Here is a 22,511-nt window from a genome sequence, read left to right as displayed (position 1 = left end):
GCCGAACCCGCCATGCGCACCAACACCGTCACCGAACAGCTCACCGCCGCCGGGCGCGCGATCGAGCACGACTCCTTCGCCATCATCGACGCCGAGGTCGGCCGTCACGCCTACACCGCCGGGCAGTGGCCGGTGGTGCGCCGCATGATCCACGCCAACGCCGACTTCGAGTTCAACGGCCTCACCGAATTCCATCCCGATGCGGTGGACGCCGGCCTGGCCGCCATCCTCGGCGGCGGCGCGCGGATCGTCGCCGACGTCGAGATGATCTGTGTCGGCCTGTCCGCCTCGCGTCTCGCCCACTTCGGCATGCGCACGCACCAGTTCATCTCCGACCCCGACGTCGTCGAGCACGCCCGCGCCGAGGACAGCACGCGCGCGGTGCAGGCCATGCGCAAGGCGCACCGCCTCGGCCTGCTCGACGGCGCCATCGTCGGCATCGGCAACGCACCCACCGCGCTGATCGAGCTGGTGCGACTGATCCGCGATGAAGGCGTGCGCCCGGCGCTGGTGGTCGGCATGCCGGTGGGCTTCGTGTCGGCGGCCGAATCGAAGGACCGGATGGCCGCGGTCGACGCGGTGCCGTGGATCGTCATCCGCGGCCGCAAGGGCGGCTCCACCCTGGTGGTGGCGGCGATCCACGCCCTGCTCGGGCTGGCCGAGACACGGCAGCGACAGGCCGTCCGGGGCTGAAGCGACACGATGGCGGCAGGACATTCCCTCCCCGACAAGGTGCGCAAGGGCGACGCCAGGCGCGCGCGCGGCAATCGTACCGGCCTCACCACCGGCGCCAACTCGGCCGCGGCCGCGGCGGCCGCCACGCTCGGCCTGGTGCGCGGCGCGGTGCCCGACGCGGTGGAGTGCGTGCTGCCCAACACGACGCGGGTGCGCTTCACGATCCGCGACGGCCAGGTGGACGGCGACCACGCCCACGCGGTCTCGATCAAGGACGCCGGCGACGACCCCGATGCCACCCATGGCGCCCGTCTCACCGCCGACGTGCGCCGCATCCGCGGGGGCGGCGGCGTGGTGATCCTCGCGGGCGGCCCTGGCGTGGGCGTGGTCACCAAGCCCGGGCTCGGGCTGGCGGTCGGCGGCCCCGCGATCAACCCCGTGCCGCGGCGCAACATCATCGACAACGTGCGCGCGGCCGGCGCACCCATCCTCGAGGTCGGCGACGGTCTGGAGGTGACGATCTCGGTGCCCGGCGGCGAGGAGATGGCGCAGAAGACGCTCAATGCCCGCCTCGGCATCCTCGGCGGCATCAGCATCCTCGGCACCACCGGCATCGTCCGCCCGTATTCCACCGCCGCCTTCCGCACCAGCGTGATCCAGGCCATCGATGTCGCCGCCAACCAGGGCCAGACCTGCGTGGTGTTCACCACCGGTGGGCGCACCGAGAAATGCGCGATGCGCGCCTTCCCGGACCTCGACGAGGCCTGCTTCGTGCAGATGGGCGACTTCGTCAAGGCCGCCTTCACCACCGCGGTGAGGCAGGGCATGCGCCACATCGTCGTCGGCGCCATGATCGGCAAGCTCACCAAGATCGCCCAGGGCCTGTCGGTCACCCACGCCTGGCGCGAGGAGGTCGATCGCGAGCTGATCGCCGCCGCCGCTGCCGAGGTCGGCGCGCCGCCCGCGCTCGTGGCCGAGATCCGCGCCGCCGAGACCGCCCGCTTCGCCGCCGAACGCCTGAGCGCGCTCGGCCTGGCCGTGGCCTTCCACCGCGCGCTCGCCGGGCGCGCCATCCGCAGCCTGCGCCAGCGCTACCCCGGCCCGCACCGGCTCACCGTGCTGGCGTGCAACTTCGAGGGCGTGCCGATCGTGAGCGTCGATGAGGCCGACCTGAAGGAGACCACGCATGCCTGAATCCACTGCCCCCGTCTGCAGCATCGTCGGCCTGCTCGACGACGGCTGGGACGGCCTCGGCGCCGCAGCGCGCCGGCGCATCGAAGCCGCCGCCAGCCTCATCGGCGCCGGACGCACGCTGGAACGCATCGCACCGCACGCCCCCAGCGCCCGCCTGCTGAACATGGACGGCGCGCTCACACGCGTGCCGGGCTGGATCGAGGAGGCCGTGCTCGAGGGCGACGCCGCCGTGGTGCTCGCCACCGGCGACCCCTTGTGCCATGGCATCGCCGGCTTCCTGATCGACAAGCTCGGCGCCGCGCGGCTCGAGGTACTGCCCGCAACCTCGACGCTGCAGCTCGCCTTCGCGCGCCTGAAGAGGTCGTGGCAGGAGGCCCGCTTCGTGTCTTGCCACGGCGCCGACGCCGACGAATGGCAGGCCGATCCGCGGCAACCCGGCCCCACGCCGGAGCACGGCCTGTACCGCGTGGTCCGCGCCGTCGCCGAACACCCGCTGGTCGCCTGCTTCACCAGCCCCGCCAACAGCCCCGACCGCATCGCCCGCGCCTTGCTCGCGGCTGGTCATGGCGCGCCGGGCTGCGACGAGGACCTGCGCCTGTCGGTGGTCGCCCGCCTGTGCCTGGACGACGAAGCGGTGTTCGCCGGGCTGAGCCTGCAGGAGGCCGCCAGCCGGCGCTTCCCGGAACCCAACGTCGTGGTGATCGAGCGCACGTGCGTCGGTACCGCGCTGTTCGGCGTCGACGACCTCGACTATGTGCAGCGCACACCCGAGAAGGGCCTGATCACCAAGCTCGAGGCACGCGCGGTCGCGCTGGCCAAGCTCGCGCTGCGCGCCGACAGCCGGGTGTGGGACATCGGCGCCGGTTCCGGCTCGGTCGGACTGGAGGCCAGCCGCATCGCCCGCCACGGCCACGTATGGGCGATCGAGAAGAACCCCGCCGACGCCGCCAATGCACGCACCAATGCCCGTCGGCTGCGCGCCAGCAACTACAGCCTGTTCGAGGGCAAGGCCCCCGCCGGCCTGGATGCCTGGCCCGACCCCGATGCGGTGTTCATCGGCGGCTCGGGCGGCGAACTCGGCGAGCTGATCACCCTCGTCCTGCGGCGGCTCGTTCCCGGCGGCCGGCTGGTGATGAACTTCGTCACCCTCGAGAACCTCGCCACCGCCACCTCCGTGCTGGCCGCGGCCGACACCGCCTGGGAGGTGACGATGCTCTCGGCCGCGCGCAGCCAACCCATCCTCGACATGCATCGGCTCGCCGCGCAGAACCCGGTGTGGATCGTCACCACCCGCAAGGAGGCTCCATGAATCCGCATCCCGCGAACACGGCTCGCTTCGGCCGCCTGATCGGCATCTCGCTCGGCCCCGGCGACCCCGAGCTCGTCACCCGCCGCGGCTGGGCCGCGCTGCAGTCGGACGCACGCTGGGCGTATCCGGTGAAGAAGGCGGAGGAATCCTCCTACGCGCTCGACATCGTCCGCCGCGGCGGTCTGTCCATCCCCGCGGACGCGGTGGAGCTCGTCTTTCCGATGACGCGCGACGCGGTCGCACTCGCCAAGGCCTGGGCGCGCGCCGCGACGCAGGTGGTGGCGCTGCTCGCGGAAGGCCGCGACCTCGCCTTCCTGGTCGAGGGCGACGCCTCCACCTATTCCACCTTCCGCCACCTCGCGCGCACGGTGCGCGAGCTCGCGCCCGAGGTCGAGGTCGACACCATCCCCGGGGTCAGTTCCTTCGCCGCCGCCGCGGCGGTGGCCGACCTGGCGCTGGCCGAAGAGGACGAGACGATGGCGGTGATCCCCGCCGCCTACGGCACCACCGTCATCGACCACCTGCTCGACGAGTTCGACACCCTGGTGCTGATGAAGGTGAAGCCGCTGCTCGACGAGGTGCTCGACCTGCTCGAGCGCCGCGGCCTGCTCGCCACGAGCTGCTTCGTCGAGAAGGTGGGGGCGCCCGCGCAGCGCGTGGTGCACGACCTTGCCAGCCTGCGCGGCGCGCAGGTCAATTACCTCTCCCTGCTGCTGGTGCAGAACCCCAAGCGCGCGCGCGGCGAGCTGCGCCGCGGCTGCCGCAAGCGCGCCGCGCAAGTGGAACCGCAAGCCACCGCGCAGGCCCCCTCCCCGGACACCGGAGGCGCCGCCGCGCACCCTGGCGAGTCCCCCGCGGCCACGGCCCTTTCCTGAGGTTCCGCCCGATGCCTTCGCAGCCCCTCCAGCCTCTGCCCTTCCCCTGCACCCGCATCGCCGTGGTGTCGATCACCCGCCACGGCATCGCGCTCGCCGGTCGCGTCATCGCCGCCTTGCCCGGCGCCACGCTGTTCGCACCGCGGAAGTTCGCCGCCGAGGCCGCCGCAGCCGCACCCGGCGCCTTCGCCTGCTACGAGGGCAAGGTGGGCGACCAGGTGCCGGCGCTGTTCGCCGGCTTCGACGGCATCGTCGCCATCGTGTCGCTCGGCGCGGTGGTGCGCCTGATCGCGCCGCATCTCGGCAACAAGGAGACCGACCCCGGCGTGGTGGTGCTCGACGAGGCCGGGCGCTGGGCGATCCCGGTGCTGTCCGGCCACCTCGGCGGCGCCAACGCCATCGCCGCCGCGCTGCAGCAGGCGGTGGGCGCCACGCCGGTGCTGACCACCGCATCGGACGCGCGCGCGACGCTGGCGGTGGACCTGCTCGGCCGCGAGCTCGGCTGGACCTTCGAAGCCAGCCACGACGAGATCGTGCGCGCCAGCGCCGCGGTGGTGAACGACGAGCCGGTGGCGCTGGTGCAGGAGACCGGCAGCACCGACTGGTGGTCGCGCCACGCCAACGGCCGCAGCGGCCCGCTGCCGGCGAACATCCGGCGCTTCGCGCGCCTGGAAGACGTCGAGCCCGAACACTTCGGCGCCGTGCTGTGGATCAGCGACCGCCCTCTGCCCACCGGCTACGCTGCACGCCTCGCCGGCAAGCGGGTGATCTACCGCCCCATCGCTGCGGCGAAGAAGCTCGCGCTCGGCCTCGGCTGCGACCGCGGCACGCCGGCGGCGACCATCACGCGTGCGATCGACGCGGCGCTCGCCCGCATCGGTGCGTCGCGCATCGACGTCGCCGCCGTGGCCAGCATCACGCTGAAGGCCGACGAAGCCGGCCTGCTGGAGGCGGCCACGGCCGCCGGCTGGACGCTGCGGTTCTACCCACCGGCCGTGCTCGCCGCGGTCGACGTGCCCAACCCGTCGGAGACGGTGCGCCGATACACCGGCACGCCCTCGGTCTCCGAGGCCGCAGCCTTGCTCGCCGCCGGCACCGCACTCGCCACCGACCCGGGCGCGCTGCGCGTCGAAAAGCACAAGCTGCGCGGCCCGGACGGCCGCAACGCCACCGTCTCCATCGCCCGCCTTCCCGCCTCCTCGCCCGCCCCGAACTGACGACCACCCCGAGCACCCGGCACCACCGCCGGGGCTCGACGCGCGCCCTCGCGGGCCGCGTTTCGCACCGGAGTCCCTCCCGCATGAACGCCCCCGAAACCATCGTCCCTCCCGGAACGTCCGCCCCCGCCGGCAAGATCATGCTCGTCGGCCTCGGCCCGGGCGCGCACGCCCACCTCACGGAGCGCGCGCGCGCCGCGATCGCCGAGGCCGACACGATCATCGGCTACGTCACCTACATCCGCCTCGTGGCCGACCTGCTCGAGGGCAAGGAGGTCATCCGCAAGTCGATGACCGAGGAGCTCGACCGCGCCATCGAGGCGCTCGAGCGCGCCCGCCAGGGCCGCAAGGTGGCGCTCGTCTCCTCGGGCGACGCCGGGGTGTACGGCATGGCGGGCCCGACCTTCGAGGTGCTCTTCCAGGCCGGGTGGACACCGCCGAGCGGAAAGCCCGGCGACATCGAGGTCGAGATCGTGCCCGGCGCCTCGGCCCTCAACACCTGCGCCGCGCTCGTCGGCGCGCCGCTGACGCACGATTTCTGCGCGATCTCGCTGTCCGACCTGCTCACGCCCTGGCCGGCCATCGCACGCCGGCTCGACGCCGCCGCCTATGCCGACTTCGTGGTCGCGCTCTACAACCCCAAGAGCGGCCGCCGCACCGGGCAGATCGTCGAGGCGCAGCGCATCTTCCTGCGCCATCGCGACCCGGCCACGCCGGTGGCGATCGTCAAGTCCGCCTACCGGCCCAGGCAGCGCATCGAGTTCAGCACCCTCGAGCGCATGGCCGAGGCCGACATCGGCATGCTGACCACGGTGCTGATCGGCAACTCCAACACCTTCGTGCGCGACGGGTTGATGGTGACCCCGCGCGGCTACGCCAACAAGTACGCGGTCGACGGCAGCGAGCGCGCGACCCGCGCGGGCGAACAGGCCGGGCGCTCACTGTCGAGCGGGCTCGACGGCTGGCTGGCGACGATCCGCGCCAGCGGGCGCAACGCCCGGGAGCTGGCCGCCGAATACCGCCTGCCCGAGGACTACATCCGCGCCGCCCTCGCCCACCCACCTGCTTGAGCGCGCACCCTTTACCATACGACTCCGTATGGAATACCCGTATAATCGGCTTCCTTCGACGCCAGACCACACGCCCGGGAGAACCGCGATGTCCAAGCTGCAGGCCCTCTACGACAGCAAGCGCATGACCGCCTCCGACGCCGCCGGCCAGGTCCGCGACGGCGACACCGTGGTCGTGCCCACCGGCGTGGGCGAGCCGCCGGCGCTGCTGCACGCCCTGTCCGCGCGCCGTCACGCGCTGCGCGACGTCGCGGTGAGCCAGATCCTGCCGCTGCGCAAGTTCGCCTATCTCGACCCGGAAACGCGCGCGAACGTGCGCCACGACGCCTACTTCTTCGGCGGTGCGAACCGCGCGGGCGGCCAGGCCGGCTGGGTGGACTACGTGCCGGCCTACTTCTCCGAGCTGCCGATGCTGATCGAGCGCGGCCTGTCACCGGCGGACGTGGTGGTGTCGCTGGCCTCGCCGATGGACGAGCACGGCTACTTCAGCCTCTCGCTCGCGCCCGACTACACCATGGCGGCGATCCGGCGCGCGCGCGTCGTGCTGCTCGAGGTGAATCCGAACGTGCCCTTCGCCAACGGCGACTGCCTGGTGCACATCTCCCGGGTCGCCGGCCTGGTGGAGAGCGACGACGAACTCTTCGAGGTCGGCCTGCCCGAGATCGGCCCGGTGCAGCAGGCGATCGGCAAGTACGTCGCCGAGCTCATCGACGACGGCTCCACACTGCAGATCGGCTACGGCGGCATCCCCGACGCGGTGGTGGTGCAGTTGCAGCACAAGCGCGAGCTCGGCATCCACACCGAGATGCTCGGCGACGGAATCCTGTCGCTGATCGAGTCCGGCGCGGTCACCAACCGCAAGAAGACCTTCATGCCGGGCCGCACGATCGCCACCTTCGCGCTCGGCTCGCGGCGCCTGTATCGCACCATGCACCGCAATCGGGGCATCGAGATGCACCCGGTGGAGTTCACCAACGACCCCTACCTGGCCGCACGCAACGACAAGCTGTGCGCGATCAACGCCACCATGCAGATCGACCTGATCGGCCAGTGCGGCTCGGAGAGCCTGGGCCACCTGCCCTACTCGGGCACCGGCGGCCAGGCGGATTTCGTGCGCGCGGCCAACCGCTCGAAGGACGGCAAGGCCTTCATCGTGCTGCCGTCAACGGCAAAGAAGGGCACGGTGTCGCGCATCGCGCCGGTGCTGTCGCCGGGCACCCACGTCACCACCAGCAAGAACGACATCAACTACGTGGTCACCGAGTACGGCGTGGCGCAGCTGCGCGGCAAGACCGCGAAACAGCGCGCCGAGGCGCTGATCGGCATCGCGCACCCGGACTTCCGTGGCGAACTGCGCGATGCGGCGCGGAAGATGAACCTGCTTTGAGGGGGAGGCTGCGGGCAGGCGCGATAGGCGGTCCGGCAAGGCGATGCGCGTGGGTGGATCTCGACCGCTGCATTCGCGCCTTGCGGCGCTCCTACAAGAGCCGCCGCGTTTCCGGCCCCCTGTAGGAGCGGCGCAAGCCGCGAACACGGCGCCTACAGGATGACCGTGATCTCCTCGCGCCGCACCAGCTCGGCGCCGAAGGTGAGCGCATCGAGCTGAAGCGCATCGCGCGCGGTGACGACACCGAGCGGGCGGCGGTTGGCGTCGACGATCGGCACGTGGCGCACGCCGTTCTCGTACATCAGGTGCAGGGCGTGACCAAAGGGGCGGTCCTCGGTCAGCGTCACCGGGTTGTGCGTCATCACCGCACCCACCGGCGTGGTGTCGGCGTCCAGGCCGGCGGCCAGCACGCCGAAGGCGGCATCGCGCTCGGTGAAGATGCCGGTGAGCACGCCGTGCTCGGTGACCAGGGCGGCGCTGCGCTGCAGGGCGTTCATCTGGCGGACCACCTCGCGCACCGGGGTGTCGGCCGACACGCCGACGAAGGGACGATCGGAAAGGATCTGATGGATCGGACGGCTGGGCATGATCTGTCTCCTGATGCTCGTTGTTGGACGGCACCCCATCCCTAGCTTCAATCGTGCCAGCTTCGGAGGTCGGCGCCGGGCGTTCCGGACGGAACGCCAAGCCGCTGTTCTAGCATGGGATTCTTTCAGCATCGTGACCGCAGGATGACGCCAGGGAATGCCCGCCGGAGCCATTCCTGGACACCATCACGGTGCATCGGCGAGTGCTGGCGCACCATCGGAGGGCGCGCCCGACTTCGCACGCGCCATCGGCTCGCCCATCCGCACCGGGCCGCCCGGCGCCCAGTCGGAGCCGAAGCGCAGCACGTCCTGCGGGAACAGCATCACCACCGTCGAGCCGAGCAGGAAGCGGCCCATCTCGGCGCCCTTCTCCAGCACCACCTCGCCCTCTGCATAGCCGCGCTTGACGATGTCCGGCCGGCGCGGCGGATTGACCACGCCGTGCCACACGGTGGCCATGCTGCCCACGATGGTCGCGCCCACCAGCACCATCACGAAGGGGCCGAATTCGCCCTCGAACACGCACACCACGCGCTCGTTGCGCGCGAACAGACCGGGCACGCCGCGCGCGGTGGCGGGATTCACCGAGAACAGTTCGCCTGGCACGTGGATCATCTGCGTCAGCCGCCCGGCGCAGGGCATGTGGATGCGGTGGTAGTCGCGCGGCGACAGGTAGATCGTGGCGAAGTCGCCGTTCTCGAAGCGCGCGGCGAGCGCCCGGTCGCCGCCCACGAGCGCCGTGGTGGAATAGAAGTGGCCCTTGGCCTGGAAGACCTGGTCGAACTCGATCGGCCCGAACTGACTGATCGCCCCGTCGACCGGGCAGACGAAGTCCGCATCGGCGATCGGCCGCACGCCTTCGCGCAGCGGGCGGGTGAAGAACTGGTTGAAGCTCGCGTAGCTCGCCGGATCGGCGTTCGCGGCCTCGGCCATATTCACCCCGTAGCGCTTCGCGAACCAGCGGATCACCGCGGTCGTCGCCTTGCCCCCCTCCAGGCCGGCGAGCTTTCCGGCAAGCTGGGTGAGCAGGCGCTTGGGCAGGGCGTACTGGAGGGCGACGGCGAGGCGTTCGGACACGGCGGAGATCCTGATCGGTGCGCGCGAGATGCGCGAGGGCATCGATTATAGCGGGCCGGGTTCACACGCTCCGCCCCCCGAACGATCCGTTTCAGGACGAAACCGACGCGTGGAATGCGCGCTGCGGTCGACCGGGCGCTGTGTTCGCGCCTTGGGGCGCTCCTACAGGGTCCCGAAACGCGGTCGCTTCCGTAGGAGCACCGCAAGGCGCGAAGGCGGCGAGGAAGATGGCGGCGCGCTCCGGCTACCCGAGCGCCGTCTTCGCGGCTTGCGCCGCTCCTACAGGGGGTCCCGAAGCGCAGTCGCTTCCGTAGGAGCACCGCAAGGCGCGAATGGGCGCTCACGCCCGCTCACCCCAGCAGCAGCGAGCCCGCGATCGCCCACAGCATCAGCGCCACCAGCGCATCGAGCACACGCCACGCCACCGGCTTGGCGAACAGCGGCGCGAGCAGGCGGGCGCCGTAGCCGAGCAGCAGGAACCACACGATCGAGGCGCTGATCGCGCCGACGGCGAAGAGCGGGCGCAGGTCCTCGGCCTGCTGGCTGCCGATCGAACCGAGCAGCACCACGGTGTCGAGATAGGCATGCGGGTTGAGCAGGCTGAAGCCGGCGGCCGCGAGCAGGGCCTGGCCGCGCGACATGCGCTTGTGCTCGGCCAGGTCCAGCGCGCGCCCACCGCGCAGCGCGGAGCGTAGCGCGCGCGCGCCGTACCAGGCGAGGAAGGCCGCCCCACCGTAGCGCGCCACCGTCATCAGGTCGGGGTTGGCGACGAACAGGCTGCCCACGCCGGCGATACCCAGGCCGATCAACAGAATGTCGCACGCCGCCGACACGCCGATCGTCAGCAGCACGTGCTCGCCGCGCAGGCCCTGGCGCAGCACGTGCGCGTTCTGCGCCCCGATCGCCATGATCAGGCCGAGGGTGAGGAGAAAACCGTTGAGGTAGACGTTGCTCATGATGCGTTCCGTTGTCGTCTCGTGTTGCCGTGGCCGCAGCCCTGTTCGCGACTGCGGGCGCTCCGGCAAGAACCGGCATGAGGCGGACCTGCAGAAGCGCCGGGAGGCGCGAATATAGGCGCCAGGCAGGCTTTTATTAAGTAGGATCGATTTATTTCGTTTTCGAGCAATAACGCTAATGATCGATCATCGCTTGCTGGCCTTCGAGGCGGTGCTGCAGGAGGGCGGATTCGAGCGCGCGGCGCGCCGGCTGGCGCTGACCCAGTCCGCGGTGTCGCAGCGGGTCAAGCTGCTCGAGGCCGAACTCGGCCAGGTTCTGCTGGTGCGCAGCAAGCCGGTGCGGCCCACGCCGGCCGGGCGCAGGCTGCTGCCCTACCTTGCACAGCTGCGCCTGATGGAGGCGGAGGCGCGACGCGCGCTGTCGCCACGCCAGGTGGACGGGCCGCTGCGTCTCGCAGTGGGCGTCAACGCCGATTCGCTCGCCACCTGGTTCATCGGCGCGGTCGCCGAGGTGGTCCGCGACGAGGGCATCGTGCTCGACTGCGTGGTCGACGACCAGGACCACACCCACGCGCTGCTCGCCGACGGCGAGGTGCTGGGTTGCGTGTCCACCCGCGCCGATCCGATGCGCGGCTGCGCCGCCGTACGCCTCGGGGCCATGCCCTATCTGTGCGCCGGCTCGCCCGACTTCCGCGCGCGCTGGTTCCCGCAGGGTCTCACCCCGGCGGCGCTGGCGCGCGCGCCGGCGATCGTCTTCGGCCACCACGACGACATGCACGAGGCCTTCCTGCTGCGCCACTTCGGGCTGGATTCGCGGCGCTATCCACACCACGTCGTGCCCTCGTCCGAGGGCTTCATGGCCTTCGCGCTCGCCGGCCTGGGCTATGGATTCGTCCCCGAGATCCAGGCACGTGCGCACCTTGCGCGCGGCGAGCTGGTCGACCTGGCACCCGAGCGCGAAGAGGTGGTCCTGTACTGGCACCACTGGCAGGTACAGTCTCCGGTGATGGCGAGGCTTGCGCAGGCGATCGGAGATGCTGCAGGGCGGGCACTCGGGGGTGAGCGGCGCGATCCAGCCGGGCCGGGCTGAAGGCCTAATGAGACCGATGCCTCCCGTGGGAGCGACGCCAGTCACGATTGCGGTGGCGAGGCGAACGCGGCGCGGACCGACGCGCCGATCGCGACTCGCGTCGCTCCTACGGCCCCTGATGCGCCGCGATGCCTCCCGTGGGCGCGACGCCAGTCGCGATTGCGGTGGCGAGGCGAGCGCGGCGCGGACCGACGCGCCGATCGCGACTCGCGTCGCTCCTACGGCCCCCGATGCGCCGCGATGTCTCCCGTGGGAGCGACGCCAGTCGCGATTGCGGTGGCGAGATGAGCGCGGCGCGAACCGACGCGCCGATCGCGACTCGCGTCGCTCCTACGGCCCCTCGATGCGCCGCGATGTCTCCCGTGGGAGCGACGCCAGTCGCGATCGGCGACACATCGGGTCGAGGCGCAATTTCGCCACGGACCCGATGGCAGACGGGTCATCCTCCGCCGAACAGCCCCGCCACCGCCACCGGATTCGACGGGAACCAGAAATGCACGTACGAGGCGGTGATCGGGCCGCGACGGTAGATCGCCTCGCCCTCGCCGCCGTCGGGGCGGCACGCGCGCAGCCAGGGCTCCAGCGGGGTCTCCGTGCGCGAATAATGAAAGGTGTGGCCGGTGAGCCGACCGCCGGGCAGATCGACTTCCTGCATGCCGAGCGCGGCGAGCCTTTTCTGCATCACCGCCCGGCCGGGCAGCAGGCCGGCGAACCCGTGCTCCACCCCAACCTTGTCGACGATGGCATCGAGCAGGCTCATCAGGCCTCCGCACTCGGCGAGCACCGGCTTGCCGGCGGCCACATGCGCTCGCAGCCCGACCCACAACCCGGCGTTGGCGGCCAGCGCGGCGCCGTGCAGCTCGGGGTAGCCGCCCGGCAGCCAGACGGCGTCGCACTGTGCCGGCAAGCCCTCGCCGGCGAGCGGCGAGAAGAAGGCGAGCTCCGCACCCAGCGCGCGCAGGGTGTCGACATTGGCCGGGTAGAGGAAGCCGTAAGCGGCGTCGTGCGCGATCGCGATCCGCTTGCCGGCGAGCAGTGGCGGAATCTCCGCCACTGCCACGACGGGAAACGCCACCGTCGGCGGCAGCTCCGCGGCGCCGGTGCGCTCGAGATGATCGGCGAGGCGGTCGAGACGCGCACCGAGGTCGTCGATCTCCGCCGCCTGCAGCAGACCGAGATGACGCTCGGGCAGCGCCGCATCCACATCGCGCATCACCGCACCGAACCAGCGCATGCCCACCGGCAGCGACTCGCGCAGCATGTCGGCGTGGCGCGCGCTGCCAACGTGGTTGGCGAGCACCCCGGCAAAGGGCAACCCGGGCTGGTAATGCGCCAACCCGTAAGCCACCGCGCCGAAGGTCTGCGCCATCGCGCGTGCGTCGATCACCGCCATCACCGGGATGCCGAAGCGGCGTGCGATGTCGGCGCCCGAGGGCGCGCCGTCGTAGAGGCCCATCACACCTTCGACCAGGATCAGGTCGGCCTCGCGCGCCGCGGCGTGCAGCCGCCTGGCGATGTCCGCCTCGCCGCACATCCCCAGGTCGACGTTATGCACCGGCGCGCCGCTCGCCACCGCGTGGATCTGCGGGTCGAGGAAGTCCGGCCCGCACTTGAACACCCGCACCCGCCGTCCCAGCCGCGTGTGCAGGCGCGCGAGCGCCGCGGTGACGGTGGTCTTGCCCTGGCCGGAGGCGGGTGCGGCGACGAAGAGTGCCGGGCACGAGGCCGCACCCGGGTCGACCGTTTCCGGCATCGCGTCCGCCACGCTCACTCGCCACCCTTTCCGTGCACCACCGCACAGCCGGCGTGCGGCAGCGGCGAGGCCTTGGGCTGCTCCTGCGGCTCGAACCAGGCCAGCCTGGGGTACAGGCCGACGACGCTGCCGACAACGGTCAGCGAGGGGGGACGCACGCCTTCGTCCAGCACGCGCTGCGCCAGGGTGGCGAGGTCGGCCACCACCACGCGCTGCGCATGGGTGGTGCCGCGCTCGATCACCCCCGCAGGCGTGGTCGGCGGCAGGCCGTGGGCGACGAGCTGGGCGCAGATGTCGGCCAGGCGCGAGATGCCCATGTAGATCACCACCGTCTGATGCGGACGTGCCAGCATCGGCCAGTCGAGGTCGACCTTGCCTTCCTTGAGGAAGCCGGTGGCGAACACCACCGACTGCGCGTGCTCGCGATGAGTGAGCGGGATCCCCGCGTAGGCGGAGACACCCGCCGCCGCGGTCACGCCCGGCACCACCTCGACGTGGATGCCGGCCTCGACCAGCAGCTCCATCTCCTCGCCGCCACGGCCGAAGATGAAGGGGTCGCCGCCCTTGAGCCGCACCACGCGCTTGTTCCGCCGCGCCAGCTCGAGCAGCAGCTGGTTGATCTCGTCCTGCGGCAGCGAGTGGTCGGCCGCCTTCTTGCCGACGTAGATGCGCTCGGCCTCGACCGGCGCCAGATCCAGGATGGGCGGCGCGACGAGGTTGTCGTAGACGATGACGTCCGCGCCCGCCACCAGGCGCGCGCCGCGCAGCGTGAACAGCTCCGGGTCGCCCGGGCCGGCGCCCACCAGATAGACCCAGCCCGGCAGCGGGCCGGGACGATGAACCGCGAGATCGGGAACTGCCATTCTTACCACTCCATGCCGGGCATCGCCTTCACCCCCGCGGCGAAGGCGTGCTTGACCGGCGTCATGTCGGTGACGGTGTCGGCAGCCTCGACCAGCGCGGGCGGCGCCCCGCGGCCGGTGACCACCACATGCTGCATCGGCGGCCGGGCGCGCAGGTCGGCGAGCACCCGCTCCACGTCGAGATACTGGTACTTGAGCGCGATATTGAGCTCGTCCAGCACCACGAGGCCGACTTCGGGATTCTGAAGCATTTCGCGTGCCAGCGCCCAGGCGGCTTCGGCCGACGCGACGTCGCGGGCACGATCCTGGGTCTCCCAGGTGAAGCCCTCGCCCATCACGTGCCAGCGCACGCCGGGCTGGGTACGGAAGAAGGCCTCCTCGCCGGTGTCCGAGCGCCCCTTGATGAACTGCACCACGCCGACCTGCATGCCGTGCCCGAGCGCGCGCGCCACTAGGCCGAAGCCCGCGCTCGACTTGCCCTTGCCATTGCCGGTGTTGACCAGCAGCACGCCGCGCTCGGCCTGCGCGGCGGCGATCTTTTCATCGACGACGTCCTTCTTGCGTGCCATGCGGGCGTTGTGGCGGGTGTCGCGGTCGGGGGTCTGGGTCATGTCGGGCCTGTCGTCCTGTTTTCGTTGTGAAGTCGGCGCGCGCTGGCACGCATGCCAGCGGCGATCGTGGTGAAGACATCCTCGGGGAAGGCTGCCGTCAGCCCGGCCGCAAGCCCGTCGAGCTGCGCCAGCACCGCCTCGACGACATCCTCCATGTCGGTCCCGAGGCCGCACTTGTGCGCCATCGCGTTGAAGTGCCTGCGTGCGGCGGCCCGCGGCTACCATTCACGCTCCACCTCGGCGGGCTTGCGGTCGCCGAGGGTCAGCTCGAGCCCGAGCACGCCAGCGAGCGCAAGCAGGCGGTCGAAGGTGAGGCGCTCGGGGCGCGTCTCGAGTTCGGAGAGCCGGTTCTGACTGATGCCGAGCCGGGCCGCGACCTCGGCCTGCGACAAGCCGAGCGCCTTGCGCCGGCCGACGAGCAGCTCGGCGGCCTGTTCCGGAGAGTAAAGCCTGGGCATGGTGTCGTATCGATGATCCCGATAAATCCAGGATATCGCCTTTCTCGATAAACGCAAGAAATCGCCAATGCCGATATCGAGCCCGGCACGCGCTCCGGACACGCCCGCTCAGTCCGGCAGGAACACCACCCTCCCCTCATGCTCGATCCGGCGCAGCGGGTGGCCGAAGGCCTGGCCGAGCAGGTCGGCGCGCAGCACGGCGTCGCGGTCGCCGGCGATCACGCCGCCACGGCCGTCGAGCAGGATGATGTGGTCGGCGTAGCGTGCGGCGAGGTTGATGTCGTGCAGCACCAGCACGCTCCCGCGCGCGGTACCCTGCTCGCGCAGCAGGCGCTGGAAGAGCTCGAGCGCGGCGATCTGGTGGTGCAGGTCGAGGTGGTTGAGCGGCTCGTCGAGCAGGAACAGGCGCGGCGCCTGCGCGAGCAGGGTGGCGATGCCCACGCGCTGGCGCTCGCCGCCCGAAAGCGTCTGCACGTCGCGCTGCTCGAAGCCGGCCAGCCCGACCGACTCCAGCGCCGCGCGCGCGATCGCCACGTCCTGCGGCCCCTCCCAGCCCCAACGCCCCAGGTGCGGGTGGCGGCCGACCAGCACGGTCTCGAGCACGCTCGCCGCGAAGGGGTCGGGCTGCTGCTGCGCGAGCAGGCCGCGGAACCGCGCCGCCTCCAGCGCCGGCCAGGCCGCATAGGGCAGGCCGCCGATGCGCACCTCGCCCACCGTGGGCTCGCGCAGTCCGGCCAGGGTGTGCAACAGCGTGGTCTTGCCCGCGCCGTTGGGGCCGAGCAGCACCAGGCACTCGCCCGCCGCCAGGCTCAGGCTGAACTCGCAGCACAGCCAGCGCTCGCCCACCTCGAGCGCGAGGCGCTCGGCCTCGAGCAAGGGGGCGTCATCCACGGGCAAGGCGCGGCGGGCGGCGTTCATGGCGTGCCGCGCGGGTTGCGCGAGAGCAGGAAGAGGAAGACCGGCACGCCGATCAGCGCGGTGAGCACGCCCACCGGCAGCTGCTGCGGCGCCATCACGGTGCGCGCCGCGGTGTCGGCCAGGGTCAGCAGGGTGCCGCCGGCGAGCGCCGCCGCGGGGATCAGCACGCGCTGGTCGTTGCCCAGCGCCAGCCGCACCAGGTGCGGCACCACCAGGCCGACGAAGCCCACCGAGCCCACGAGCGTGACCGCGGTGGCGGTGAGCAGCGAGGCGAGCACATAGAGCGCGACGCGCAGGTGGCCGACGCGCACGCCCAGCGCGCGCGCGCTGAGCTCGCCACGCGCGAGCACGTTGAGGTCGCGCGCGTAGGGCATCACCGCGACCAGCGCCAGCGCCAGCACCGCCAGCGCCGGCCACGGCCGCGCCGCCGCGCTGGCGTCGCCCATCATCCAGAACAGCATCGACATCACCCGCGTGTCGGGCGCGAGCGCCAGCATCAGCGACACCGCCGCGCCGCAGCCGGCGGCGACGATGACGCCGGTGAGCAGCAGGCGCGTCTGCGTCCAGCTGCCGTCGCCATGGGCGAGCCCGAAGACGAGCAGCATCGCCGCCAGCGCCCCGGCGAAGGCCGACACATCCACCCAGAACAGCGCCGCCCCGAGCATCATCGCCCCCAGCGCCCCCACCGCCGCCCCGCCCGAGATGCCCAGGATGTAGGGGTCGGCGAGCGGGTTGCGCAGCAGCACCTGCATCAGCGCACCCGCGGTGGCGAGCAGGCCGCCGCAGGCGAAGGCGGCGAGGGCGCGGGGGAGGCGAAGTTCGCGGATGACGGTCGCCCCCATGCCCTCCGCGCCGGCCAGCGCGGCGAAGACATCGGTCGCCGCGACCGGCAGGTCGCCGGCGACCAGCGCCCACAGCAAGGCCATGGCCGCCGCGGACAGCAGTACCGCAGCGATCGCCAGCGGCGCCCGCCTGCGGCGCATGGCCGGACTCAAGCGCGACTCCCCACGCAGGGCGACGGCGGGCATCGCCGGTCAGTGCATCGCGTAGCGCAGCGCGACGAAGGCACTCCTGCCCTGTGTTGCGAACCCCTTCGCAAGCTCATGGTCCTTGTCGAGTAGATTGTTGGCACGAACTTCGACGCTCCAGTCGCGCGCCACGGCGTAGTGCGCGTAGGCATCGACCAGACCGTAGCCGCCGAGGCGATTGGACACCGCGTTCGGCACCTGATCATAGCGCCGCCCCTTGCCGTTCCACTCCACACCCCAGGTCCACGCGCCCACCGCACGCTCCAGCGCGAGCGCCCCGCCGACGCGCGCGCGGCGGCCGAGCTGATCGCCGGTCTCGTCATCCTCCGCGTCGAGCAGGTCGACGCTGGCGCGCAGCCGGTAGTCGCCCAGGGTCGCGGACAGCGCCGCCTCGATCCCCTGGATGTCGGCCCTGCCCACATTGGAGGCGATGCCGGTGCTCCAGTCGATGAGGTTCTTGATGCGGTTGTTGAAATAGGTCAGGTCGACACCGACCCCGTTGCGCTCCCAGGCCACGCCCAGCTCGCGGTTGAGCGCCTCCTCGGGCTCCAGGTCCGGATTGCCGCCGAAGCAGCCCCAGGCACCGTAGCACTCCACCGGGAAGTACAGATCGTTGAAGGTCGGCGCCTTGAACGCCGTGCCGATGCTGGCATGGGCGCGCCACTCGGGCGCAAGCCGATAGCCGTAGGCCGCGGCGCCGGTGGTCTTGCCACCGAACTGCGAGTTGCGGTCGTGGCGCGCATTGAGCTGGACGTTGTGGCGGTCGAATTCACCACCCCAGCCGAGCAGGAAGGCGTTGATGTGGCGACGCGTCTTCTCGAAGTCGGAGGTGGTCTTCACGCGCTGCTGCAGAAACTCGTACGCCGCCATCAGCGAGCCGCCACCTACGGCGACGTCGTGCTGCCAGCTCAACTGGCGCTGCGTGGTATCGAAGCGGGAACGCGTGCTCGCGTTCGACTGGTTGTCGAGGGCATCCACCCCGTGACCGAAGCGCAGGGTGCTGGCCCAGTCGGCGGAATGCTGCTTGCGCAGATACGCGCCGAAGGTCTCGGCACGCTTGTCGAGGTAGGAGTCGAAAGGCTGTGCCGCGTCGTACCAGTTGCGCATGTCGGAATACAGCAGGTTGGCGCCGAGCTCGTCATTGCCGCCCAGGTCCAGCACCAGCGACGCGCCCAGATAATCCTCGCGGAAGCCGTCGTCGTCGGCATCCGCGGCGGTCGCCGAATTCGGCCTTGCGTTGAAGCCGTCGCTGCGCTCGTGACCGGCGGTCAGGCTGTAGCGCAGACGCTCGTTTCCACCCGCGAGCGTGGCGCTCGCCTCGCGCGCGCCGTCCGTGCCGGCCCCGACGCGCACGGAGGGCTGGAAGCCCTCGCGCCCCTTGCGGGTGAACACCTGGATCACGCCACCGAGCGCATCCGCGCCGTACAGCGCACTTCCGGGGCCGCGCAGGATCTCGATACGCTCGATGAGTTCGAGCGGGATCGTCTCCAGCACCGGAGAGCCGCTGGTGGCGGAGCCCATGCGCACCCCATCGACCAGCACCAGCGTGTGTCCGGAGTTCGCCCCGCGGATGAAGATGCTGCCGCTCGAACCAGGACCGCCATTGCGTGCCATCTGCACGCCCGGCCGCGAGGAGAGCAGGCCCAGCAGGCTCGAATGCCCCGCGCGGGCGATTTCGTCGCGCTCGATGACATCCACGCTGGCCAGGGCCGCATCGGCACTGATCGGCTGGCGAGTGGCGGTCACGACGACGTGGCCGAGCTGGGCATCGGCCGCATGAGCGGCCGGTGCGAGGAAACAGGCGAGCGCGCATGCCGAGGCGAGCGCGGAAACACGGATCTTCATTCGTTTGAACTCCCTTCGCCACACCGTGCGTCCCCGCACGCCATGGCAACCTCACATGGACGCACCGCGAGCCAGGTAGAACCGAAGAGAGCAGGAGAACCCACCGCGCCCGTCGCCGCCACCCCGCGGCACATCCGCCAATCCGCGTTCCGGCCGGTCTCCGGGCTCGTGCGCTGTGCCGGCGGGGCCGGACGGGTGGGTCGCCTTCCCGGGCATGGATGCCCAGTGGCTGCATGACGCACCTTGCGCGCACTTACCGTTGCGGGGGCAGCACAGGCATTGCGGCCTCGTTTGCGAGGGGCCGCGCACCTGTTTCCCGTTTAACCCGGGGCGAGAAACGCCCGTGGGCACCGATAACGCGTTGCCCCTTCCGGGGCAGTGGGGGCGGATGATACCGTACGGCCCGGTATCGTGCACTGCAAAAAAACGACGACGAATCCTCCATGCAGGACCCGCAAAGACCATGACCTGCGAACTCATCCTCGGCGGCGCCCGCTCCGGCAAGAGCCGCGAAGCCGAACGGCGTGCTGTCGAAACCGGCCTGGCGGTGACGGTGATCGCCACCGCCGAGGCCCTCGACGAGGAGATGGCGGCGCGCATCCGCCGTCACCAGGCCGACCGGCCGGCGGGCTGGCGCACGGTCGAGGCGCCGCTGGCGCTCGCCGATACATTGCGACGCGAGGCCGCGGCCGAGCGCTGCCTGATCGTCGACTGCCTCACGCTGTGGCTCTCCAACCTGCTCGCCGACGCCCACACCCTTCCCGCAGGCGCCACGGCCGAAGACCTGCCGCGCTTCCGCCACGAGCGCGACGCGCTGCTCGCCGTGCTGCCGACGCTGCCCGGCCGCATCGTCCTCGTCGCCAACGAGGTGGGGCTCGGTCTGGTGCCGGAGACGCCGCTCGGACGGCTGTTCCGCGACGAGGCCGGACGGCTCAACCAGATGGTGGCGAGCGCATGCCGCCGGGTTGTCTTCGTCGCCGCCGGCCTGCCGCTGGTGCTGAAGGAAGGCTAAACTTCGGGGCGAAGCACACTTTCCGGGAGAGGGCTGTGGGGCTGCCTGCACAGAAGCACAAGATGACGCTGGAAGACTTCCTGGCCTGGGAGGCGGAGCAGCCCGAGCGCTGGGAGTTCTTCAACGGCGAGGCCTTCATGATGGCGGGGGGGTCGGACGTGCATAACGTCGTGACCGGAAACATGTACATGGCTTTGCGGATCGGGCTGCAGCACACGCGCTGCAACGTCTTCATGTCCGACGTCCGTCTGCGCCTGGCCGAATCGGACGACCTCTTCTACCCCGACGTCTTCGTCACCTGCACCGACGCCGACCGCGCCCGCCGCCAGGTCAAGGAAGACCCTATCCTCATCGCCGAGGTGCTGTCGCCCTCGACCGAGGCCTATGACCGCGGCGACAAGTTCGCCGCCTATCGCCGCTTTGCGGGGCTGAAAACCGTGCTCTTCCTGTCGCAGGACCGTGCCCACGTCGAGTGCTTCACCCGCGGCGAGGACGGGCGCTGGGTGCTGAGCGAGGCGAGCGGAGAAACGGCCCGCCTCGCCCTGCCCGCCTTCGACTTCGAGCTCGCGCTCGCCGACCTCTATCGCGACCTGCCGGACGCGGACGCCTCCGACCCGGCGCCCATCCCCCCTCCCTCCACACCACCCCCGCCACCTGCCGCATGAAGCCCTACGCCATCGCCTCGCCCGACCCGCTGCTCTCCGCCGCGATCCAGCACAAGATCGACCGCAAGACCAAGCCGCGCGGCGCGCTCGGCCGCCTGGAGGGGCTCGCGCACCAGATCGCGCTGCTGCAGCAGACCCTGGAACCCGAACTGCGCCAGCCGCACATCGTCGTCTTCGCCGGCGACCACGGCGCGGCGCGTGCCGGCGTGTCCGCCTACCCGCAGGACGTGACCTGGCAGATGGTGGAGAACTTCCTCGCCGGCGGCGCGGCGATCAACGTATTCACCCGCCAGCTCGGGCTGGATCTCACCGTGGTCGATGCCGGCGTCAACCACGACTTCGGCAAGCGCCCGGGGCTGATCGACGCCAAGATCGCGCCCGGCACGGCCAACTACATCGAAGAGCCGGCCATGAGCGCCGCGCAGCGCGACGCAGCGCTCGAGCGCGGGCGCGGCGTCGCCCATGCGCTCGCCGACAACGGCTGCAACTGCATCGGCCTGGGCGAGATGGGTATCGGCAACACCGCGTCGGCCTCGCTGCTCACCCACTGTCTGGTGGGCGCCGAGCACGACGCCGAGCTCTATACCGTCACCGGCCGCGGCACCGGCCTGGACGACCCCGGCCTGTTCCGCAAGCGCAGCATGCTCGCCCAGGCGCTGCAGCGCGGTGGTCGACCACACGACCCGCTGGAGGTGCTGGTGCAGTATGGCGGCCTCGAGATCGCCATGATGGCGGGCGCCATCCTCGGCGCCGCCGAGCGCCGCATGCTGGTGCTGGTCGACGGCTTCATCGTCACCTCGGCCGTGCTCGTCGCCCACGCCCTGGCACCCGCGGTGCTGTCGTGCTGCGTCTTCGCGCATCGCTCGCAGGAGCCCGGCCACCGCGTGCAGCTCGACTTCCTGCAGGCCGAACCGCTGATGGAACTCGACCTCCGCCTGGGCGAAGGCACCGGCGCGGCACTCGCCTTCCCGCTCGTGCAGGCGGCGGTGAATTTCATCAACGAGATGGCGAGCTTCGAGTCCGCCGGGGTCAGCGACCAGGCCCGTCGTCCGGGCTGATGCGCGACCAGCTCGAACTCTTCTTCACCGCGCTCGGCTTCTTCACCCGCCTCCCGGTGCCCGCCTGGGTGCCGTGGTCGTCCGAGCGCATGCACCATGCGGCGCGCTACTTCGCACTCGTGGGCTGGGTGGTGGGCGGCGCAGGCGCGCTCGGCTACCTCGCCCTCGCCTGGCTGCTGCCGCCCGCCGTGGCGGTCGTCCTGTCGATGGCGCTCACCATCCGCCTCACCGGCGCCTTCCACGAGGACGGCTTCGCCGACAGCTGCGACGGCCTCGGCGGCGGCTGGGACAAGGCACAGATCCTGGCGATCATGAAGGACTCGCGCATCGGCAGCTACGGCACCATCGGCATGGTGCTGATGCTGCTCGCCAAGGCGGCGGCGCTGGTGGAGCTGGCCAGCCCGGCGGTGCAAGGGGCGGGCGTGGCGCTCGCCCTGCTCGTCGCCCATCCGCTGTCGCGCCTGGCCGCCACCGTGGTGCTGCACCGCCTGCCCTACGTACGCGCCGACGATTCGGCCAAGTCGGTCGCCGTCGCGCGCCCGCTGGCACCGGCCGGGCTCGCGCTGGCCGTCGCCAGCGGCCTGCTACCCCTGCTGCTGCTGCCACCCGCCACCGCGCTCTGCGCCCTGCTCGCCGCCGCTGCGGTGACGACGTGGAGCGCGCGCCTCTTCCAGCGCCGGCTCGGCGGCTACACCGGCGACCTGCTCGGCGCCACCCAGCAGGCGAGCGAGCTCGCCATCTACCTCGCCCTGCTCGCCGCATCGCGGCTGGCGAGCTGAGCCTGCACCGCCGTGCAATCCCCATGCGGCCTGGGCGGATCTTGACCCAGGACAAAAAATACTTGCTCCCGACAAGTCGGCAAC

23 protein-coding genes and 1 riboswitch are annotated in these 22,511 nt (G+C 71.3%); of the genes, 12 read left to right on the top strand and 11 right to left on the bottom strand.

All coding sequences use genetic code 11. The annotated features are described in order from the left end of the window. Positions 1-12 precede the first annotated feature (12 nt). The 7 genes from PO78_RS15375 to PO78_RS15345 all read left to right on the top strand — a co-directional run bounded on the left by PO78_RS15375 (position 13) and on the right by PO78_RS15345 (position 7,727). Positions 13-693 carry a precorrin-8X methylmutase gene (locus PO78_RS15375; RefSeq protein ID WP_012586101.1) on the top strand — a complete coding sequence of 227 codons (681 nt, stop codon included), beginning with the start codon at positions 13-15 and terminating at the stop codon, positions 691-693. Positions 694-702: 9 nt separating this feature from the next. Continuing rightward, the gene (locus tag PO78_RS15370) at positions 703-1,869 is read left to right on the top strand and encodes a cobalt-precorrin-5B (C(1))-methyltransferase (protein WP_043744995.1); all 1,167 of its coding nucleotides are present in this window, start codon (positions 703-705) and stop codon (positions 1,867-1,869) included. Beyond that, positions 1,862-3,178 carry a bifunctional cobalt-precorrin-7 (C(5))-methyltransferase/cobalt-precorrin-6B (C(15))-methyltransferase gene (locus PO78_RS15365; protein WP_004306973.1) on the top strand — a complete coding sequence of 439 codons (1,317 nt, stop codon included), beginning with the start codon at positions 1,862-1,864 and terminating at the stop codon, positions 3,176-3,178. The genes PO78_RS15370 and PO78_RS15365 overlap by 8 nt, the downstream gene beginning before the upstream one ends. Beyond that, the gene (gene cobI, locus PO78_RS15360) at positions 3,175-4,053 is read left to right on the top strand and encodes a precorrin-2 C(20)-methyltransferase (protein WP_004306972.1); all 879 of its coding nucleotides are present in this window, start codon (positions 3,175-3,177) and stop codon (positions 4,051-4,053) included. Before PO78_RS15365 ends, cobI begins: the two co-directional genes overlap by 4 nt. 11 nt (positions 4,054-4,064) lie before the next feature. Then, positions 4,065-5,270 carry a cobalt-precorrin 5A hydrolase gene (locus tag PO78_RS23605; RefSeq protein WP_043744992.1) on the top strand — a complete coding sequence of 402 codons (1,206 nt, stop codon included), beginning with the start codon at positions 4,065-4,067 and terminating at the stop codon, positions 5,268-5,270. 83 nt (positions 5,271-5,353) lie between these two features. Continuing rightward, a complete protein-coding gene (gene cobJ / locus PO78_RS15350; RefSeq protein WP_012586104.1) occupies positions 5,354-6,340 on the top strand; it encodes a precorrin-3B C(17)-methyltransferase in 987 nt (328 codons plus the stop codon). A gap of 88 nt (positions 6,341-6,428) precedes the next feature. Next, on the top strand, positions 6,429-7,727 hold the full coding sequence (locus tag PO78_RS15345; RefSeq protein ID WP_043744990.1) for an acetyl-CoA hydrolase/transferase family protein: 1,299 nt from the start codon (positions 6,429-6,431) through the stop codon (positions 7,725-7,727). A gap of 152 nt (positions 7,728-7,879) precedes the next feature. Here PO78_RS15345 and PO78_RS15340 read toward each other — a convergent pair whose 3' ends face one another. The 3 genes from PO78_RS15340 to PO78_RS15330 all read right to left on the bottom strand — a co-directional run bounded on the left by PO78_RS15340 (position 7,880) and on the right by PO78_RS15330 (position 10,347). Then, positions 7,880-8,314 carry a CBS domain-containing protein gene (locus PO78_RS15340; RefSeq protein WP_004306963.1) on the bottom strand — a complete coding sequence of 145 codons (435 nt, stop codon included), beginning with the start codon at positions 8,312-8,314 and terminating at the stop codon, positions 7,880-7,882. A gap of 186 nt (positions 8,315-8,500) precedes the next feature. Continuing rightward, positions 8,501-9,391, bottom strand: coding sequence for an archaetidylserine decarboxylase (asd, locus tag PO78_RS15335; protein WP_012586105.1), 891 nt, complete (start codon positions 9,389-9,391; stop codon positions 8,501-8,503). A 350-nt stretch (positions 9,392-9,741) separates the two neighbouring features. Then, positions 9,742-10,347, bottom strand: coding sequence for a LysE/ArgO family amino acid transporter (locus PO78_RS15330; protein ID WP_004306959.1), 606 nt, complete (start codon positions 10,345-10,347; stop codon positions 9,742-9,744). Between the two features lie 178 nt (positions 10,348-10,525). On the opposite strand from PO78_RS15330, the gene PO78_RS15325 reads away from it, so the two are divergent. After that, positions 10,526-11,437, top strand: a complete 912-nt coding sequence (locus PO78_RS15325; protein ID WP_004306957.1) for a LysR family transcriptional regulator ArgP — start codon at positions 10,526-10,528, stop codon at positions 11,435-11,437. Between the two features lie 439 nt (positions 11,438-11,876). Here PO78_RS15325 and PO78_RS15320 read toward each other — a convergent pair whose 3' ends face one another. The 8 genes from PO78_RS15320 to PO78_RS15285 form a co-directional block, all read right to left on the bottom strand. Further along, a complete protein-coding gene (locus tag PO78_RS15320) occupies positions 11,877-13,190 on the bottom strand; it encodes a cobyrinate a,c-diamide synthase (protein ID WP_043745570.1) in 1,314 nt (437 codons plus the stop codon). Positions 13,191-13,204: 14 nt separating this feature from the next. Beyond that, positions 13,205-14,053 (bottom strand): uroporphyrinogen-III C-methyltransferase, encoded by an 849-nt coding sequence (gene cobA / locus PO78_RS15315; protein WP_004306952.1) that lies wholly within the window; start codon positions 14,051-14,053, stop codon positions 13,205-13,207. A 2-nt stretch (positions 14,054-14,055) separates the two neighbouring features. Continuing rightward, entirely contained in the window at positions 14,056-14,664 is a 609-nt protein-coding gene (gene cobO / locus PO78_RS15310; protein ID WP_004306950.1) for a cob(I)yrinic acid a,c-diamide adenosyltransferase, read from the bottom strand. Continuing rightward, positions 14,661-14,819, bottom strand: coding sequence for a hypothetical protein (locus tag PO78_RS15305; protein ID WP_187283012.1), 159 nt, complete (start codon positions 14,817-14,819; stop codon positions 14,661-14,663). The genes cobO and PO78_RS15305 overlap by 4 nt, the downstream gene beginning before the upstream one ends. A 63-nt stretch (positions 14,820-14,882) precedes the next feature. Further along, on the bottom strand, positions 14,883-15,122 hold the full coding sequence (locus PO78_RS15300; RefSeq protein WP_004306946.1) for a helix-turn-helix domain-containing protein: 240 nt from the start codon (positions 15,120-15,122) through the stop codon (positions 14,883-14,885). A gap of 108 nt (positions 15,123-15,230) precedes the next feature. Beyond that, positions 15,231-16,040 (bottom strand): ABC transporter ATP-binding protein, encoded by an 810-nt coding sequence (locus PO78_RS15295; protein WP_012586110.1) that lies wholly within the window; start codon positions 16,038-16,040, stop codon positions 15,231-15,233. Then, positions 16,037-17,023, bottom strand: a complete 987-nt coding sequence (locus PO78_RS15290) for a FecCD family ABC transporter permease (RefSeq protein ID WP_041589697.1) — start codon at positions 17,021-17,023, stop codon at positions 16,037-16,039. The genes PO78_RS15295 and PO78_RS15290 overlap by 4 nt, the downstream gene beginning before the upstream one ends. 51 nt (positions 17,024-17,074) lie before the next feature. After that, on the bottom strand, positions 17,075-18,913 hold the full coding sequence (locus tag PO78_RS15285; protein ID WP_012586112.1) for a TonB-dependent receptor domain-containing protein: 1,839 nt from the start codon (positions 18,911-18,913) through the stop codon (positions 17,075-17,077). A gap of 135 nt (positions 18,914-19,048) precedes the next feature. Then, a riboswitch (cobalamin riboswitch) is annotated at positions 19,049-19,283 on the bottom strand. A gap of 93 nt (positions 19,284-19,376) precedes the next feature. On the opposite strand from PO78_RS15285, the gene cobU reads away from it, so the two are divergent. From cobU to PO78_RS15265, 4 genes are read left to right on the top strand one after another with little or no spacing between them, the layout of a single operon-like run. After that, positions 19,377-19,925, top strand: coding sequence for a bifunctional adenosylcobinamide kinase/adenosylcobinamide-phosphate guanylyltransferase (cobU, locus tag PO78_RS15280; protein WP_004306939.1), 549 nt, complete (start codon positions 19,377-19,379; stop codon positions 19,923-19,925). A gap of 35 nt (positions 19,926-19,960) precedes the next feature. After that, the gene (locus PO78_RS15275) at positions 19,961-20,590 is read left to right on the top strand and encodes a Uma2 family endonuclease (protein WP_040828916.1); all 630 of its coding nucleotides are present in this window, start codon (positions 19,961-19,963) and stop codon (positions 20,588-20,590) included. Beyond that, entirely contained in the window at positions 20,587-21,648 is a 1,062-nt protein-coding gene (gene cobT / locus PO78_RS15270) for a nicotinate-nucleotide--dimethylbenzimidazole phosphoribosyltransferase (RefSeq protein ID WP_043744985.1), read from the top strand. Before PO78_RS15275 ends, cobT begins: the two co-directional genes overlap by 4 nt. Beyond that, the gene (locus PO78_RS15265) at positions 21,648-22,427 is read left to right on the top strand and encodes an adenosylcobinamide-GDP ribazoletransferase (protein WP_043744981.1); all 780 of its coding nucleotides are present in this window, start codon (positions 21,648-21,650) and stop codon (positions 22,425-22,427) included. The genes cobT and PO78_RS15265 overlap by 1 nt, the downstream gene beginning before the upstream one ends. Positions 22,428-22,511: the final 84 nt, after the last annotated feature.

The sequence above is a fragment of the Thauera sp. SWB20 genome (assembly GCF_000831325.1).
Taxonomy (GTDB): Bacteria; Pseudomonadota; Gammaproteobacteria; order Burkholderiales; family Rhodocyclaceae; genus Thauera; species Thauera aminoaromatica.
This window is presented reverse-complemented; position numbering and strand designations above follow the sequence as displayed.

Excerpts from the sequence above, each read along its gene's own strand:
- cobT (WP_043744985.1), top strand. The coding sequence starts at position 20,587 with ATGAAGCCCTACGCCATCGCCTCGCCCGACCCGCTGCTCTCCGCCGCG.
- PO78_RS15375 (WP_012586101.1), top strand. The coding sequence starts at position 13 with ATGCGCACCAACACCGTCACCGAACAGCTCACCGCCGCCGGGCGCGCG.
- PO78_RS15325 (WP_004306957.1), top strand. The coding sequence starts at position 10,526 with ATGATCGATCATCGCTTGCTGGCCTTCGAGGCGGTGCTGCAGGAGGGC.
- PO78_RS15305 (WP_187283012.1), bottom strand. The coding sequence starts at position 14,819 with ATGGAGGATGTCGTCGAGGCGGTGCTGGCGCAGCTCGACGGGCTTGCG.
- PO78_RS15295 (WP_012586110.1), bottom strand. The coding sequence starts at position 16,040 with ATGAACGCCGCCCGCCGCGCCTTGCCCGTGGATGACGCCCCCTTGCTC.
- PO78_RS15320 (WP_043745570.1), bottom strand. The coding sequence starts at position 13,190 with ATGCCGGAAACGGTCGACCCGGGTGCGGCCTCGTGCCCGGCACTCTTC.
- cobA (WP_004306952.1), bottom strand. The coding sequence starts at position 14,053 with ATGGCAGTTCCCGATCTCGCGGTTCATCGTCCCGGCCCGCTGCCGGGC.
- cobO (WP_004306950.1), bottom strand. The coding sequence starts at position 14,664 with ATGACCCAGACCCCCGACCGCGACACCCGCCACAACGCCCGCATGGCA.
- cobU (WP_004306939.1), top strand. The coding sequence starts at position 19,377 with ATGACCTGCGAACTCATCCTCGGCGGCGCCCGCTCCGGCAAGAGCCGC.
- PO78_RS15300 (WP_004306946.1), bottom strand. The coding sequence starts at position 15,122 with ATGCCCAGGCTTTACTCTCCGGAACAGGCCGCCGAGCTGCTCGTCGGC.
- cobJ (WP_012586104.1), top strand. The coding sequence starts at position 5,354 with ATGAACGCCCCCGAAACCATCGTCCCTCCCGGAACGTCCGCCCCCGCC.
- PO78_RS15330 (WP_004306959.1), bottom strand. The coding sequence starts at position 10,347 with ATGAGCAACGTCTACCTCAACGGTTTTCTCCTCACCCTCGGCCTGATC.
- PO78_RS15265 (WP_043744981.1), top strand. The coding sequence starts at position 21,648 with ATGCGCGACCAGCTCGAACTCTTCTTCACCGCGCTCGGCTTCTTCACC.
- PO78_RS15345 (WP_043744990.1), top strand. The coding sequence starts at position 6,429 with ATGTCCAAGCTGCAGGCCCTCTACGACAGCAAGCGCATGACCGCCTCC.
- PO78_RS15340 (WP_004306963.1), bottom strand. The coding sequence starts at position 8,314 with ATGCCCAGCCGTCCGATCCATCAGATCCTTTCCGATCGTCCCTTCGTC.
- PO78_RS15370 (WP_043744995.1), top strand. The coding sequence starts at position 703 with ATGGCGGCAGGACATTCCCTCCCCGACAAGGTGCGCAAGGGCGACGCC.
- cobI (WP_004306972.1), top strand. The coding sequence starts at position 3,175 with ATGAATCCGCATCCCGCGAACACGGCTCGCTTCGGCCGCCTGATCGGC.
- PO78_RS23605 (WP_043744992.1), top strand. The coding sequence starts at position 4,065 with ATGCCTTCGCAGCCCCTCCAGCCTCTGCCCTTCCCCTGCACCCGCATC.
- PO78_RS15290 (WP_041589697.1), bottom strand. The coding sequence starts at position 17,023 with ATGCGCCGCAGGCGGGCGCCGCTGGCGATCGCTGCGGTACTGCTGTCC.
- PO78_RS15365 (WP_004306973.1), top strand. The coding sequence starts at position 1,862 with ATGCCTGAATCCACTGCCCCCGTCTGCAGCATCGTCGGCCTGCTCGAC.
- PO78_RS15285 (WP_012586112.1), bottom strand. The coding sequence starts at position 18,913 with ATGAAGATCCGTGTTTCCGCGCTCGCCTCGGCATGCGCGCTCGCCTGT.